Consider the following 14,797-nt stretch of genomic DNA (forward strand, 5'->3'; position numbering starts at 1 on the left):
GGCGCTAGGGTTGAAAGAGAACAGCGCAATATCCCAAGGAGCTATTTCCACCCATGGTCAGCATGTTGTCCATCCTTCCCCCAGCCACCAGCCAGCCGAGTGGCGTGAGCCTCCCAGGCATCGTGATCAGCCTCGGCGTCGGCGTTGCCGTCTGGCTCGTGGCCACGTTCATCATTTCCCGCATCACCAAGCGGGTGGCGTCGGGGAGCAATTTCTTCAAGAAGCCCACGTTCAGGTGGGCTGCTCCGGCCTTTAGGGCCCTTGACCACGAACGCCGGGTCCAGCGTGCCGAAACCATCGGTTCACTGCTCAACAGCGTGGTGGGCGTGCTGGTGGTCATCATCACCGGCATGTACGTGCTGCAGAACCTGGACATCAACATCGCCCCGCTGCTGACCAGCGTGGGTATCCTCGGTGTGGCCATCGGCTTCGGCGCCCAGCAGCTGATTCGCGACTTCCTGGCCGGGATCTTCATTACCATTGAAGACCAGTACGGGATCGGTGATGTGATCGAAACCAGCGAAGTGGTGGGCGTTGTGGAGTCCATGGGACTGCGGATCACCCGCGTCCGCTCGGACGACGGCGCCATCTGGTACCTGCGCAACGGCGAGATCCTGCGCGTGGGCAACCGGTCGCAGGGACGGTACGTTCCACTGCATGAGTCCGACGACGGCACCACCGACCAGGGCTCGGCGCACGTTGAGACCAAGAAGACTGACCAGAAAGCCGGGGACTAGCATGTCGCTTCCCATTGAGCCGCGCCCCGGGCAGCGGCCCCAGTTGATGCAGAATGATCCCTTCAGCAAGCCGGATTACACCGACAGCTTCTACGACGCCGTGGGCGGCCACGAGACCTTCGTGAAGCTCATTGACGTCTTTTACGACGGAGTGGCCACCGATCCCCTGCTGCGGCCGATGTATCCGGAAGAGGACCTGGCGCCCGCGAAGCGCCGCTTCCTGATGTTCCTTGAGCAGTACTGGGGCGGGCCCACAACGTATGGCGAGGAGCGCGGCCACCCGCGCCTGCGCATGCGCCACATGCCCTTCAAGGTCACGCCGGAGGCAAAGGACCGGTGGCTGTTCCACATGCGCACCGCCGTGGACGCCCTGGAGTTGCCGCCGCTGTACGAGGGAACACTGTGGGACTACATGGAGCGGGCCGCGCTGTCCATGGTGAACAGCCCCTCCGGTTCCTGAGTCTCTTATCCGGCCGGCGCCCTGCGGTCTGGCCTAGAGCAGGCCGCTGCCGGTGCGCGCCAGGACGTGGCCGCGGGGTCCGGTAAGCCGGAACCAGCGGCCGGCCCGGTAGAGCTTCTGGTCGCCGTCGCCCAGGAACCCCAGCGCGAAGGCGGCGAAGGCAGCGCCGGCGGGCAGGCCGGCGTCGTCCAGTTCCCGCCCCCATACCGCGGCCCGTGCGTTGTTCACGATGAGTGCGCCCGGTTTGTCCGGCACAATGCCGGCCACCTCGGCGATGCCCGCCTCGGCTGCCGCCCGCAGGCGGGAATCGCTGACGGACCCCAACAGTTCCCATCCGCCCCGGGGGGCGCCTACCCCGGTCCAGGACTCGGTGACGGTGGTGGGTGGAACCGGCAATTCGACGTCGCCCTCCCCTGCCCGTGCCAGCCTGTCCAGGACGGATGACAATGCAACGGTGACATCCGTTCCGGACGGTTCCGCCAGTGCCATGGTGCGCAGGCCCAGGATCGTCGGGGTGGATTCGCCCAGGAGCCTTGGCCGCAGGACGCACACGTAGGCGGCCAGGACGGAGCCGGCGGCCTGCAGGCGGATGGCACCGTCATCAATGGCTTTGGCCCGGGTGGCGAAGGTCTTCAGGTCGGCGAGATCCCGCGGGTCTGCGAAACGGAAGGACGAGGTGAGAAGTTCAGACACATCTAGAACACTACCGGCTGCACTCCGGTTGAGTGGTTTGCGGGCCGCCGTCTAGAGTCGGACCATGACTGAAGCCGAAGCCGGACTGCTGGCGCCGCCCACTGGCGACCCCACCTCATCGCTGATCGAACTGCTGGACCTTGGTGAGCTTGAGGGCGCCCGCACGGATGAGGATATTTTCCTGGGCCCCTCCCAGCAGCAGCCGCACCACAGGGTATTCGGCGGGCAGGTGCTGGCGCAGTCGCTGGTGGCATCGATCCGGACAGTTGACCCCGAACGGTTCGTCCACTCCATGCACGGCTATTTCCTGCGGCCCGGCGACGCCAACAAACCCATCACCTTCGGGGTGCAGCGGCTGCGCGACGGCCGGTCTTTTTCGGCCAGGCGGGTCCACGCCTACCAGGACGGCGTGCCCATCCTGTCCATGATCGCCTCGTTCCAGGGAGAGGACGAAGGGGTCGAGCACTCGTCTGTTATGCCGGAAGGAATCCCGGACCCCGACTCTTTGCCCAGCACGGCGGACCTGCTGGGCAAGTTCGATCATCCGGTGGCACGGCACTGGGCGTATGAGCGGCCCTTCGACATCAGGCACGTCAACCCGGCGCTGTACGTTTCAGCGGCCGGCCCGCGGGAAGCCCGCAACGCTGTCTGGATGAAGACCTTCGGGCCGATGCCGGACGACTCCAACCTGCACCGGGCCGCCCTGGCCTATGCCAGCGACTACACGCTGCTTGAATCCATCCTTCGGCGGCACGGACTGAGTTGGATCACGCCTGGAATGAATGTTGCCAGCCTGGACCACGCGATGTGGTGGCACCGGCCCGCACGGGTTGATGAGTGGCTGCTCTACGTCCAGGAATCCCCCAGCGCCCACGGCGCGCGCGGCCTGGCAACCGGCAAGATCTTCAACCGCGGGGGCCAGCATGTCGCCACCGTTGCGCAGGAGGGGATGGTGCGCATTCCCACCGACCCCGCGGGCGCCTGACGTCGAAGGCACCGCATCCGTGCAGGCACGCTGACCCCGCAGGCACGCAGAAGGCCGGCACCCCGAAAATTGTCGGGGTGCCGGCCTTCTTTTGTGCTGTCAGGCTTTTGGCCCGGTTCCGCGCTGTTAGTCGCGGGTCAGGCGCCGGTGGGTGACGCGGTGCGGCTTGGCAGCGTCCGGGCCCAGACGCTCCACCTTGTTCTCCTCGTAGGATTCGAAGTTACCCTCGAACCAGTACCACTTGGAGGGGTTCTCGTCGTCACCTTCGTAGGCCAGGATGTGCGTGGCCACCCGGTCAAGGAACCACCGGTCGTGCGAGACCACCACGGCGCAGCCGGGGAACTCGAGCAGCGCGTTCTCCAGGCTGCTGAGGGTTTCGACGTCGAGGTCGTTGGTGGGTTCGTCGAGGAGCAGCAGGTTCCCGCCCTGCTTGAGGGTCAGGGCCAGGTTCAGGCGGTTGCGCTCACCGCCGGAGAGCACGCCTGCCTTCTTCTGCTGGTCCGGACCCTTGAACCCGAAGGCTGCCACGTAGGCACGGGACGGCATCTCGACGTTGCCCACCTGGATGAAGTCGAGTCCGTCGGAGACGACCTCCCACAGGGTCTTGTTGGGGTCGATGCCGCCGCGGCTCTGGTCGGCGTAGGAGATCTTGACCGAGTCACCGATCTTCAGCTCGCCGCCGTCGAGCGGTTCCAGGCCCACGATGGTCTTGAAGAGCGTGGACTTGCCCACACCGTTGGGACCGATGACACCCACGATGCCGTTGCGCGGCAGGCTGAATGAGAGCCCGTCGATCAGGACACGGTCGTCGAAGCCCTTTTGGAGGTTCTTGGCCTCCAGGACCAGGCCACCCAGGCGCGGTCCCGGCGGGATCTGGATTTCCTCGAAGTCGAGCTTGCGGGTGCGGTCCGCTTCTGCGGCCATTTCCTCGTACCGGGCCAGGCGGGCCTTTGATTTGGTCTGGCGGCCCTTGGCGTTGGAGCGGACCCACTCGAGTTCCTCGGCGAGGCGCTTGGCCTGCTTGGCATCCTTCTTGCCCTGGATCTCGAGGCGGGCGCGCTTCTTCTCCAGGTAGGTGGAGTAGTTGCCTTCGTACGGGTACAGGTGGCCGCGGTCCACTTCGGCAATCCATTCCGCCACGTGGTCCAGGAAGTAACGGTCGTGGGTGACGGCGAGGACGGCGCCGGGGTAGCTGGAAAGGTGCTGCTCGAGCCACAGGACACTTTCCGCGTCCAGGTGGTTGGTGGGCTCGTCGAGGAGCAGCAGGTCCGGCTTCTGCAGGAGGAGCTTGCACAGGGCTACGCGGCGGCGCTCACCACCGGAGAGGTTGGTGACGTCGGCATCGGCCGGCGGGCAGCGGAGGGCGTCCATGGCCTGCTCCAGCTGGGAGTCGAGGTCCCAGGCGTCGGCGGCATCGATGGCTTCCTGCAGCTTGCCCATTTCTTCGAGGAGGGTGTCGTAGTCAGCATCGGGGCTGGCCATTTCCTCGGAGATCTCGTTGAAGCGCTGGATCTTGCCGTAGATCTCGCCCACGCCTTCCTGGACGTTGCCCAAGACTGTCTTTTCCTCGTTGAGGGGCGGTTCCTGGAGAAGGATGCCCACGCTGTAGCCGGGGCTGAGCCTGGCTTCACCGTTGGAGGGCGTGTCCAGCCCTGCCATGATCTTGAGGATGGTGGACTTACCGGCACCGTTCGGGCCCACAACACCAATCTTGGCGCCCGGGAAGAAGGACATGCTTACGTCATCAAGAATGAGTTTTTCGCCAACGGCCTTACGGGCCTTGGTCATTGTGTAGATAAATTCCGCCATGGTCTCAAATCTAGTGGGTTGGCGGGCAGATCTCACATTTACAGCCGGAAAGTCAGCAGGATCAGGAACCCACGAAGCACTTGCCGCTGGCCAGGACCGGAAGGACGGTGACGGTCACTGCACCCTCGCGCACCTGTCCAATGACGCAGTCCTTGCCCTGCAGCACGGCAGCCTCGATGGCGTCCGCCTCCAGGCCGGTGGGCGTCCGGCTCTGCGAGACCTGGAGCACTGCCGGCGCGATGCCGGCTCCCGTCAGGGCGTCGCTGACCTGGGCCGTGGCCGGCTTGGGTGTTCCTGCTGCCAGTTTGGCCAGGGTGTCGGTTACGGTCCGCTTTACGGTTTCGGTGGCCGCGGCGGCCGAGGTGCTGGCACCGGCTGACGTGTTGGCCAACGTTTCCCCGTCGGCGGCGCTGCCTGGGGCCGCTGGATTGGCACCCTGGGCTGCAGCTTCCTGCGCCGCCGGCGCCGTTGCCGCCGCCGTTGCCGTTGCCGTTGCCGGTGCCTTCAGCGATCCGTCACCGCTGCCCTCGACCCGCGGATTGTCCGCTGCGGGACCGGCTGCACACCCCGACACGAGAGCGGCCAGGACAGCACATGTCAGGGCTGCACCGGCCCGGTTTATCTGCCGGCGGTGAGGGGTGGGACGCATGGTGTCATTGTGCCATGCGCCGGACGCCAGGCCGGTATGGCCGGCTGCAAGTGGCCACCCGCGCGCCGGTGCGGACGCGTGGTGGCGGGGGTGGGATGGAGGCGGGCGGACGGCCGGCGGCGGGGGGTGCCACCGGTCCGTCCGCCCGGGACTGAACGGGGAACGTTGACAGCTGATGCGTGTTTCCTAGACTTCGGCGAGTTCCCCGGTTTCCAGGTCAAGGGCAGCGAGTCCGCCGTCGTTGTCCTCGATGACGACCGCTGCATGGCCAAGCTCCCCGGGATGGTCGTCCTCACGGTCCTCCGGTTCGTCAAGGGCCGGGTCCATGGCAGGGGCATCCTCCGGGGACTGCGGCTGCTCCACGAGGGAAAGCGCAGGCCTTGAAGCGGTCCGGATGAAGTTTGCCGAGCCGAAGGTAAGGTCGTGCCCCACGGCCTCGGCATCGATGATGGTGGAGTGGTAGACCCGGCCTTCCTTTTCCCAGGTGCGGATCTTCAGCTTGCCCACGACGATGACCGGCTGGCCTTTCCGGATGCTGCAGCCCAGGGTCCCGGCGAGGTTGCGGTAGCCCTGCACGGTGAACCAGTTGGTGTGCCCGTCGCCCCACGTTTTGGATTCCCGGTCAAAGCGGCGCGTGGTGGAACCGAGCCGGAAGGAGGCTGTTGCCACTCCTCCCGGCGTGGTGGAACTTGTGATCTCAGTGGCAACGAAGCCCCGGATGGTAATCGTTTCGCTCATGTCTACGTCCTGTCTGGATGGTGGCGCCTGTAGCAGGCATGACCAGCATCGCCCCGGATGCCCGCGGGCAGGAGGCACGGGTTCCCGTATGTGGACAACAGGGCCCGCCACGCCACATGGGGAGGAACAGTGCAGGCCGGATGACGCCGCCGCCATGTCGGACAATGTAAACTTTTTGAGGCGCCCGGCCTGCAGGCCGGTAGCTGATGCCTCAGTAGCTCAGGGGATAGAGCAGCGGCCTTCTAATCCAAAGGCTTGCGATCTGAGACCAGCTTAGGTTTTGGGGCGGTTTCGCCTCCACCGGGATCGGTCGGGTTGAGGGCCTCGCAGGCCTTCCCCGTCTTCAGCCATTCCACGTCAACATCGCAGACGACTGCCCAGGCATTGATAACGAGCTTGCCTGGCGCTGTTGCCCCACGCTCGTAGTTCGACACCGTAGCGCGACTGATGCCCAACTCCGCGGCTATGTCTGCCTGTTCAAAGTTCTTCAGTTCACGCGCTAGGCGGAGCCGGTCTTTCAGCTGAAATTCCGGGGTTCGGCTGTGCATCGGTTGAGTGCTCATGAGACAAAGCTATGTCACAGACAAAGCTTTGTCTACATTCCAAAACACAAGTTTTCGTGTAATTCGAAACACAAGCCTTGATACTTCCTTGATGCAAGTCTTTGACATATGCCAACAGTGCGCTATCTTTGACACATGCCAAAAACCGCACCCAGCCTGATCACAACGGCGCAAGCGTCCAAGGTCTCGGGCAAGAACTGGCGGACCATCATTCGGCTTGTAGAACGGGGCGACCTCAGCCCCGCTCAGAAGCTTCCTGGTCTTCGCGGTGCTTACCTGTTCCACCCCAGCGACATCGAGGCCCTAAAGCCAGCGCCAGCTGAGCCGCCGGCCGAGACCCCCTAGCCACTCGGCACACAAAAAGGCGGTCCAGTACCTCTCGCCAAAGAATCACTGGACCGCCCATAACCAATCCAAACGCCGGCTTTGCCGACCCTCGAATCAGAATCGAGTCTATCAATGGTGCCCTCAGCCACGCAGGAAAACCTTGAAGTGGACCCGCCCCGGAACCTGTTCTTCGGTGTTGAAGACCGGAAGCTGGGCGGGCCCGCCGGCCTGACGGACAAGTACCTGTACACCGAGCAGCGCCGCCGGCAGCAGCTGGCCCAGCGCGTCATCGACTCGGCCATCCAGGTAGCCGACGCTATCCGCACCATGCGGAAGTTCGACCGGACCGGCAACGCCGACCAGGTACTGGACCACCTGAACGCCTCCCTTGAAGACCTGGACAAGCACGTCCACAACCTCACCGCCGAGGTAGAGAAGTCCGTAGACCGCTACGGCGACGAGCTGGACCACATCCACACCCGCGACGAAGCCGCAGCGCTCGCCGCCCTCAATGCCCCTGCTGTCACCGAACCCCCAGCGGTGGCAGCAGGCCCCAACGCGGCAGCCGCAGAGCTAACCCCCCAGGCTCCTGCGGCTGCCGCCCACGCTTACCCTAGCCCCGCCGATGTTGCCCAGGTCCAGCGGAATCTGGAACGGGCATTGGACCGCCGCGTCGCTTACTCGGTCGGCCCGTGAAGACCCGCATCCGGCGCTTCGCCGTCGTCCATCCCGTGGGGAAGCCGCCGTTCAAGGACCGCGCCGAGCTGCACTACCGGGACAACAAGGAGCTGGCGGACCAGATCGCCACGTACGCCCGGAGCAAGTGGCCGATGCCGCAGCAGATCGCGGTGGACGTCCACGCACAGCACATCCTCATCAACGGCCGGCACAGCGCCAGCTACTCCATCCACGAACACAGGAGCAACCCATGAGCATGAAGTCACCTTCAGTGCGGGTCGGCCGGAATCGCCGCCGCATCTTCCTCTACCTCCCGTTCCTGGTCATCGGCGCGCTGCTGTTCCTCGCCTCCACCGAGACCGCCCCCGTCATCAACTCCGCCTACCTTGCAGGCGTCACCCTCCTACTGGCCGGCGCCGCCGGATTCATCCTTGAGACAGGACACACGAAATGACCGAACAGCCCGTCGAGACTGAACAGCAGTTCCTCGGCAATGAAGCCCAGATCAATGACCCCATCGTCCAGCCCGCCGTTGAACCGCCGTTCTTGACGGCCATCGGCGAAAAGCATGCGGATCTGATTCAGCCCCGGCAGCATTACTCCCCGAACGCTCACCTTCGCCGCCCGGCATGGTCACCAGTGGACAACGTTGAGCTGACCGCTCTGGCCCGCAAGAGCGCAGTGGCCAACCGGAAGCTGGCCATTGCCAAGGCAGAGTCTGTCAGGGCTGAGGAATCGCTCAAGCTGGCGCTGGACGTCGAGAACCAGGCAGCCGAAGAGGTCTATGCGGCCAACGAAGCGCTGGTGGCCTTCACCCGGAAGGACACCGGACTGTGAACGCGACCTTCCAGGAACTCCACATCGACCAGCTGGTCATCCACGCCAAGAACGTCCGCAAAGACGTAGGTATCGTCACCGACCTGGCGAACAGCATCACCGAGCAGGGCATCCTCCAGCCGCTCGTCGTCGCCCCCGCGCTCGCCGGTGATGGGTACACCATCATTGCCGGGCACCGCCGGCACGCCGCGGCGAAGCTCGCCAACGTCGATTCCCTGCCGTGCGTCATCCGCGAAGACCTGGACACCGAGCCGAAGCAGCTGGTGGCCATGCTTGTGGAGAACACCCAGCGCGCGGACCTGACCCCGGTGGAAGAGGCCACGGCCTATCAGACCATCCTGGACTTCGGGGACGGCTTCAACGTCAAGACTGTTGCCAAGGCCACGGGCCGATCCCAGAGCCACGTCCGGAAGCGCCTGCTGCTGACCAAGCTCAACGGGGACGCCAAGGGCAAGCTGGAAGACCAGACCCTGAACGTTGACCAGGCGCTGGTGCTTGTGGACTTTGCCGACGACGAAGAGGCCACGGCCAAACTCCTTGAGGCAGCCGCCGAGGGACGGAACTGGAACTACACCGTCGAGATGGAGACCCGCCGCCGGAACGCACCGGTGAAGGTGGCCAATGCAAAGGCCGCGCTAGAGGCCGCTGGCATCGAACTGATCCCCGAAGAGCACCGCTACTCGGGCCCGTGGAACCGGCTCTACGAGCACGAAGCTGCGCGCACGATGGAAGAACATGCCGCCGCCGGCCACCGCGCATTCATCAGCATGTGGGGCGACATCGAGTGGTTCGAAAAGCCCGCCAAGGCACCCAAGGTAACGCCGGAACTGACCGACGAAGAGAAGGAAGCCAAGCGCCGCGAAGCTCAGCTCACCGCCGCCCTGGACATTGCCCACGCCGTACGCGCCGAACACCTCAAAGGCGTCATCAACGACCCACCCGAAGGCGCCGCAGACGAAGCCCTCTACCGCCTCCTGGTCCGCCATCTCCACTCCCACGTCAACCTCTTCGCAGAAATCACCGGCCGCCACCCGGACAGCGAAAGCGACCACCAAGGCATCAAGGCCGCGCTCGCCGCGATGACCGTGGAGCAGATGGCGCTGCTCCTGCACATGGCCGAGCGGTCCCAGGAAGACGAGCTGCTGAAGCTCTGGGCATGGGACGCCGGCGACTACCGCCACACGTGGGGCCCCAAAGGCTGGATCGAGGACCTGGGCAGCGTCTACCACTACGAGCTGTCCGCGGTCGAGCAGGAAGTACTGGACCACTTCCAGCAGGCCCATGATGCCCGCCTCGCTGAAACCGCAACCGAAGACCAGGAAGACGAGGACGCCGACGATGAGTAACCACTTCCTCACCGAGAACCCGGACCAAGAGCACGTCTGCGGCTGCGGCTACCGGCCCGAAGTTCTGGACGACTTCGCCCCGATCGGCAAGCAGTGGATGGCCCGGCAGGTAGTCCTGGACCACGTGAAGGCTTTCAGCGAGGCCCCCGCTCCCACGCCCTCGGACCCATTCCTGGTGGACCACGCCGAGTTCCCGCGTGCCGGCGTCCGCCGCACCGCGGACGGCCAGTGGCTCCTGACGCTCTGGGACGGCATGGGCATTCAGCACCACATTGACGAGCCGGCCTTCCCGAGACGTGAGGATGCTTTCGACTACGGCTGGATGACCATCGGAGCCTGCCGACAAGCCGGCACCAACCTGAACGGATGGGCCAAGGTATGAGCCCCAAAGTAGAGGCCACAAGGCCCGAGAAAGTGGAGCGCTGCGGATCCTGCAACGCCCCGATCAACTTGCAGACCGGCGAATGCCGCTGCTCCTAACGGAAGGAGGGGAACTCAGCATGGGCTACCGATACCGTGGCGATCAACCGATGACCGCCGAAGAACTCCTGGACATGGCTCGCGCCCAGGCAGAGACCATCATCGCCGCGGCCAAGCTCAAAGCCATGCAGGAAGCCAGACTCATCCACGAACTTGCGTACGACCAAGGCCTTGCGCTCGCTGAGCGCGAATACGCCAGGCGCGACGAACGTGAAGCCGACCGGAAGCTGGCAAAAGAAGCAGTGCTGAAGCGTGTAGCTGAACGCAGGCTGAAGGCAGCAGCTTTCGAAGTAGCCGGCAAATTACCCAAGGACGCCAAAGCCACTGACCGGCTGGAGAACATCGAGTATCTGGTCAACGCCGGCTGCACAGTAGACGAAGCCTTGAGTCGCTCCGGATACCACGCTGTGGACTCTTTCAAGCGAGCTGCCTACCGCCACGGCCGAAATGACCTGGTCCGTTTTGTGTCGGAGCGACAAAGAACGTGAGCAGCAGCCAGCGCCCAGAGTTGTGCGCCATGGGATCCAGCCACCGCCGGCAGCCCACCCCCGGATGCACCTGCCCCGAGTGGCGGTACCACCCGGCATACCCGAGACCCACCAACCCCGACTGTCCGAAACACGGAGAGACCCAGCATGAACCCTGACTGCCGAGACGGAAAGCACGCATCATGCAGCGGCGACGGCTGGGACGCCACCGCTGACCAGCCAGCACCATGCCCCTGCGAATGCCACCAAGAAGCGAGAGCCGCATGATCCTCACCGTAAACACCCTGGACCTCCGACAGGCCCTCATGGCCGTCACCCCCCACACTGGAGACCCGAAACTTAGCCAGGCGCTCGCCGTTGTCCACTTCACCGCCACGGACGGCATGCTCCACGTCACCGCCTGCAACACCGTCACCCTGGGCCATGCCGTGGCATCAGTCTGGGAAGCCGAGGGCCTCACTGGCGACGTGAACGACGACGCCTTCAACCTGCCGGCCGATGTCGCCAAGGAACTTCTGACGATCTTCAAGGCCAAGGGCAAGCAGCCGGAGGACGAGATCGGGGACACGCTCCGCATCACCGTCCGCGACTCCAGCATCACGTTCATGGACGTCTCCGGCCTCTTCCCCGGCAAGGAGTTCAAGATTCCGCGGGAAGACGACACCGGAGAATTCCCCCTCGCCTTCGGCCGCCTCCTCATCCAGGCAGTCCTGTCCGACCGCGTGATGCCGGAGCGTCTGGTGGCCGCCGGCCGACTGGTACGTCTCTTCGCCACGGCCTCGCAGGCCTACGGTGAACCGCTCGTCATCGAACCTACCGAGGACGCCAAGCGCATCCTGATTAGCTGCGGCGAATCCTTCCTCGGGCTGCTGATGCCCATCCGCTCCGAAGACGGCTCCACAGTCGCCAACGAGCTGAACGCCTTCCGGGAAGGGTGGATGAACCGTCTCCCCGAGCTGGCGCACGCCGGCGGCGGCAAGCTGCCCGAATCACCCAAGCCAGGGGACGCGAACTTCCTACGCGACGGACACGGCTTCCACGGGTCCGTAACCATCAGCTCCGGCAGCAAAGTCCAGGACATCACCGATGCCGTGTTCAACCGCGTAGTAGAGATTGTGGAGCCCCACCTATGAGCGGCGTGCTGGACGGGATCAAAGACCGCCTAGAACGAATTACTAAGCGGCTCGAATCATGGGACGGCCGCGACCCTGCGAGGGTCCGGGCCACCACAGTTGAAGCCGAGGACGACTTCGGGATATTCAACGTCCGCAACTATCACGGGTCCTACATCTCGGCCCTTGATGCGGCGGCGGAACAGTTTCTCGATACAACTCCGAAGCTGATCGCCGCCGTCGAAGCCGTTGAGAAGCTGGCCGCCGGTTCAGAAGAGCACGGTAGCAATCTGGTGTTCGCGGTCGATATCCGCAAGGCAATCGGTGCGGCGCTTGGGGAGGCGAGCACCTAACCCATGTTCTTCCAGATCGATGACCAGTTCCACGTCAACCAGAAAGCGAAAACACTTGCACGCAAAGCGCTGATGAATGATGTCCGGGGCCTCGCCGCCCTGGGCTTGTGGACCATGGCCGGATCGATGTGCCAAGCGGCACTCAACGACGGCGTGTCCACCGTAGAGGACCTGGTATCGATCACCCTGCACCATGGTGTAGCTGTCGAGCTCGCAGACCTCCTGGTCTCCGCTGAACTCTGGCACACCACCGGCCACACCTGCGAACGCTGCCCCGCCGTCAAACCCGGCACGTACATCTACCACGACTGGTTCGCCATGGGCTACGACACCGCAGCCCAGGTCAAGACCACCCGAGGGAAGCGCAAGGAACTCAAGGACCCGGCCATCATCGCCGCCGTCTGGGCACGTGACTGCATCGATGACCCGGCGAACCCCGCCGTTGGTCTCTGCCGTTACTGCCAGCGCGAAATCAAGCGAGCAGACCGCAAATCCGAGTTCCGCGGCGAGATGGACCACGTCGTACCCAACCTCTACTGCGGCACCCGCAACATCGTCCTGGCCTGCCTCGCATGCAACCGCAAGAAGGGCGCACGCACCCCCGAGCAAGCCGGCATGACCCTACACCCCGCCCCGCGCTCGCAGGAGTCCGCTGGAGCCTCTGAGAACGTCTCGCCCGCACCTGCGGCCGCTGAGATGCCCCAGGCCCCGGACGCCGCCGCTGAAGCGCCGATCAGGCCGGATATCAAATCTGATTCGCTGGAGGAACCAGAGCTGATATCCGACGAAAAAGCTATCCCCGTGGGCGCGCGTACGGGCATGCGCCCGGGCAGGGCAGGGCAGGGCAGGGTAACCGAAGGGTTAAGAGATGGGGTTACCGCTCCTGAATCCTCCAGACCATCCCGCAACAGAAGAAGGCGAGGCAAGGGCAAACCCCAGCCCGCTGCTGCCTCTAGGCAGCAAGGGACGCATGCCCCTGCTTCTACCTCTCGCCACGATGCAGGCCCAACCCCGGCAGTGAATGCACCCGGCAGGTACGGATCCCCTTGGCATGGCTGGAGCGGCAAGCCCTCCACCGTCACCGAGACCACCTGCACCGAGCACAACGAAGAACAGCCCTGCCGCAAATGCCAGGAGGACTCCGGCAAGTGAACGCAACCCAAGCCCCCGCAATGTCCGAATCCCAGTTCCAGTCCGCCGTCATCGAACTGGCCAAGCTCAACGGCTACCGGCTGGTCTACCACACGCATGATTCCCGCCGGTCCCAGAAGGGCTTCCCTGATCTGGTCCTGGTTAGTGAGCACCGGCAACGGGCACTGTTCCGGGAGCTGAAGACAACCAAAGGCCGGCTAACCCAGGAGCAGTTCGACTGGATCAGCAGCATGCAGCTCGCCAAACTCAATGCCGGCGTCTGGCGCCCCGAAGACCTCACCAACGGCCACATCCTCAAAGACCTGAGAGGAGCCTGATGGACTCCTGCGACCTGGGCTACGTATACCGGACCGAGCTGCCCGATGGCCGGGTGATCAAGCTTCCGTACCGCATCGCCCTCAAGCAGGCCGCCTACTACTCGGCTGCCTGCATCTTCCACGACGAAGCCCCGCTGCCGGCAGTCAAGGGTAGCCACCTGTGCGCTGACTGCGCGGAAGGTCTCCGCAAGAGCGTGGCCGACATAGCCGAATCCTGGACCGACCTCGAAGCCGCAATGCTTCCAGGCGGACGGGCAGCCAGCTCCGAACCAGTCAGCGGCGGCAAGGAACTCTATCCACCGCTACCGATCAACACTGACGTGGCCGATGTCCGGGAACGAATCCGGTCCATCGTCTGGTGCATCGTCGGCCAGCTCATCCAAGACTTGCCGGACCGGAAGCTGCCAGCCGATCAGTCGGCCGGAGTGCTGGCCAGCTGGTTGCTCAACTGGCACGTCGGCTACTTGGTCACGCACCCGTCCGCGAACCACCTGCGCGCCGTGTCCCTCGATCTCGCCGCCGTTGCCTGGGAAGCACGCGGGGTGATCTACCGCAGCAAGCCGGTTGAGGTCTCGGTGCCTTCGGCCCGGTGCCCGCAGCAGGTGATCAGCAAAGGACCGGACGGGAAGACGGTGTCGAGTCCGTGCCCTGGTGAAGTGCTGGCAGTGGACCCGGGCGACGGCCGCAAGGTTGTCAGGTGCAGCGTGGACATCACGCATCGAGTGCCAGCAGATCAGTGGTTCTACACCCACGCAAACCGCAGGCCCGGTCGGGCCCGGGCCGCCTTAGCAAAGAAGTACCTGAAGGTAGGGAAGTGAACGTGTTCGTAAGCCAGTTGTTGCCGATCCCGCCCAGTGCAGAAGATAACGTAATCCGAACAGTCCGGCATGGGCTGGCCGATGTCCTGGAATGGCTGGGCGAGGACGTGGGGCCGAAGCCCGGCGAACAGATCCACGTCATCAAGGCCGGTAGCCAACTGCTGGTATCGCAGGAGTTCCTGGACACGCTGCTTAGCACGACGCGCCGACATCCCGCAGATGCCGGGGATGCTTGACATAAGGAATTAAATTATG

At 64.4% G+C, this 14,797-nt stretch carries 21 protein-coding genes; 16 read left to right on the forward strand and 5 right to left on the reverse strand.

The annotated features are described in order from the left end of the window. The first annotated feature begins 53 nt into the window (after positions 1–53). Positions 54–737, forward strand: coding sequence for a mechanosensitive ion channel domain-containing protein (locus tag LDO22_RS04965; protein WP_159631787.1), 684 nt, complete (start codon positions 54–56; stop codon positions 735–737). Position 738: 1 nt separating this feature from the next. Then, positions 739–1,197, forward strand: coding sequence for a globin (locus tag LDO22_RS04970; RefSeq protein ID WP_275180260.1), 459 nt, complete (start codon positions 739–741; stop codon positions 1,195–1,197). A 33-nt stretch (positions 1,198–1,230) separates the two neighbouring features. On the opposite strand, the gene LDO22_RS04975 is transcribed toward LDO22_RS04970, so the two are convergent. After that, positions 1,231–1,890 carry a hypothetical protein gene (locus LDO22_RS04975; RefSeq protein ID WP_224026316.1) on the reverse strand — a complete coding sequence of 220 codons (660 nt, stop codon included), beginning with the start codon at positions 1,888–1,890 and terminating at the stop codon, positions 1,231–1,233. A 64-nt stretch (positions 1,891–1,954) separates the two neighbouring features. Between LDO22_RS04975 and LDO22_RS04980 the strand changes: the two genes are divergently transcribed. Continuing rightward, positions 1,955–2,875, forward strand: a complete 921-nt coding sequence (locus LDO22_RS04980; protein ID WP_224026317.1) for an acyl-CoA thioesterase II — start codon at positions 1,955–1,957, stop codon at positions 2,873–2,875. Positions 2,876–3,001: 126 nt separating this feature from the next. Here LDO22_RS04980 and ettA read toward each other — a convergent pair whose 3' ends face one another. From ettA to LDO22_RS05000, 4 genes are all read right to left on the reverse strand, one after another. After that, the gene (gene ettA, locus LDO22_RS04985; RefSeq protein ID WP_159631783.1) at positions 3,002–4,684 is read right to left on the reverse strand and encodes an energy-dependent translational throttle protein EttA; all 1,683 of its coding nucleotides are present in this window, start codon (positions 4,682–4,684) and stop codon (positions 3,002–3,004) included. A 61-nt stretch (positions 4,685–4,745) separates the two neighbouring features. Beyond that, the gene (locus LDO22_RS04990) at positions 4,746–5,333 is read right to left on the reverse strand and encodes a hypothetical protein (protein WP_224026318.1); all 588 of its coding nucleotides are present in this window, start codon (positions 5,331–5,333) and stop codon (positions 4,746–4,748) included. A 186-nt stretch (positions 5,334–5,519) separates the two neighbouring features. Then, positions 5,520–6,071, reverse strand: a complete 552-nt coding sequence (locus LDO22_RS04995; RefSeq protein ID WP_159631781.1) for a single-stranded DNA-binding protein — start codon at positions 6,069–6,071, stop codon at positions 5,520–5,522. Between the two features lie 242 nt (positions 6,072–6,313). After that, a complete protein-coding gene (locus LDO22_RS05000) occupies positions 6,314–6,634 on the reverse strand; it encodes a helix-turn-helix transcriptional regulator (RefSeq protein ID WP_224026319.1) in 321 nt (106 codons plus the stop codon). A gap of 459 nt (positions 6,635–7,093) precedes the next feature. Between LDO22_RS05000 and LDO22_RS05005 the strand changes: the two genes are divergently transcribed. From LDO22_RS05005 to LDO22_RS05065, 13 genes are all read left to right on the forward strand, one after another. Continuing rightward, entirely contained in the window at positions 7,094–7,657 is a 564-nt protein-coding gene (locus LDO22_RS05005; RefSeq protein WP_224026320.1) for a hypothetical protein, read from the forward strand. Further along, positions 7,654–7,893, forward strand: a complete 240-nt coding sequence (locus LDO22_RS05010) for a hypothetical protein (RefSeq protein ID WP_224026321.1) — start codon at positions 7,654–7,656, stop codon at positions 7,891–7,893. The genes LDO22_RS05005 and LDO22_RS05010 overlap by 4 nt, the downstream gene beginning before the upstream one ends. After that, positions 7,890–8,093: a hypothetical protein gene (locus LDO22_RS05015; RefSeq protein ID WP_224026322.1), complete on the forward strand. Its 204-nt coding sequence runs from the start codon at positions 7,890–7,892 to the stop codon at positions 8,091–8,093. The genes LDO22_RS05010 and LDO22_RS05015 overlap by 4 nt, the downstream gene beginning before the upstream one ends. Then, a complete protein-coding gene (locus LDO22_RS05020) occupies positions 8,090–8,476 on the forward strand; it encodes a hypothetical protein (RefSeq protein ID WP_224026323.1) in 387 nt (128 codons plus the stop codon). The genes LDO22_RS05015 and LDO22_RS05020 overlap by 4 nt, the downstream gene beginning before the upstream one ends. Next, positions 8,473–9,822 (forward strand): ParB/RepB/Spo0J family partition protein, encoded by a 1,350-nt coding sequence (locus tag LDO22_RS05025; RefSeq protein ID WP_224026324.1) that lies wholly within the window; start codon positions 8,473–8,475, stop codon positions 9,820–9,822. The genes LDO22_RS05020 and LDO22_RS05025 overlap by 4 nt, the downstream gene beginning before the upstream one ends. Further along, the gene (locus LDO22_RS05030; protein ID WP_224026325.1) at positions 9,815–10,204 is read left to right on the forward strand and encodes a hypothetical protein; all 390 of its coding nucleotides are present in this window, start codon (positions 9,815–9,817) and stop codon (positions 10,202–10,204) included. The genes LDO22_RS05025 and LDO22_RS05030 overlap by 8 nt, the downstream gene beginning before the upstream one ends. Before the next feature lie 118 nt (positions 10,205–10,322). Further along, entirely contained in the window at positions 10,323–10,790 is a 468-nt protein-coding gene (locus LDO22_RS05035; protein WP_224026326.1) for a hypothetical protein, read from the forward strand. Positions 10,791–11,053: 263 nt separating this feature from the next. Further along, positions 11,054–11,923 carry a hypothetical protein gene (locus LDO22_RS05040; RefSeq protein ID WP_224026327.1) on the forward strand — a complete coding sequence of 290 codons (870 nt, stop codon included), beginning with the start codon at positions 11,054–11,056 and terminating at the stop codon, positions 11,921–11,923. After that, a complete protein-coding gene (locus LDO22_RS05045; protein ID WP_224026328.1) occupies positions 11,920–12,255 on the forward strand; it encodes a hypothetical protein in 336 nt (111 codons plus the stop codon). The genes LDO22_RS05040 and LDO22_RS05045 overlap by 4 nt, the downstream gene beginning before the upstream one ends. Positions 12,256–12,258: 3 nt before the next feature. Further along, on the forward strand, positions 12,259–13,407 hold the full coding sequence (locus LDO22_RS05050) for an HNH endonuclease (protein ID WP_224026329.1): 1,149 nt from the start codon (positions 12,259–12,261) through the stop codon (positions 13,405–13,407). Then, positions 13,404–13,724, forward strand: coding sequence for a VRR-NUC domain-containing protein (locus tag LDO22_RS05055; protein WP_224026330.1), 321 nt, complete (start codon positions 13,404–13,406; stop codon positions 13,722–13,724). The genes LDO22_RS05050 and LDO22_RS05055 overlap by 4 nt, the downstream gene beginning before the upstream one ends. Further along, positions 13,724–14,542 carry a hypothetical protein gene (locus LDO22_RS05060; protein WP_224026331.1) on the forward strand — a complete coding sequence of 273 codons (819 nt, stop codon included), beginning with the start codon at positions 13,724–13,726 and terminating at the stop codon, positions 14,540–14,542. The genes LDO22_RS05055 and LDO22_RS05060 overlap by 1 nt, the downstream gene beginning before the upstream one ends. Beyond that, positions 14,539–14,778: a hypothetical protein gene (locus LDO22_RS05065; RefSeq protein ID WP_224026332.1), complete on the forward strand. Its 240-nt coding sequence runs from the start codon at positions 14,539–14,541 to the stop codon at positions 14,776–14,778. Before LDO22_RS05060 ends, LDO22_RS05065 begins: the two co-directional genes overlap by 4 nt. Positions 14,779–14,797: the final 19 nt, after the last annotated feature.

This window comes from Arthrobacter sp. NicSoilC5 (assembly GCF_019977395.1).
Lineage (GTDB): Bacteria > Actinomycetota > Actinomycetes > Actinomycetales > Micrococcaceae > Arthrobacter.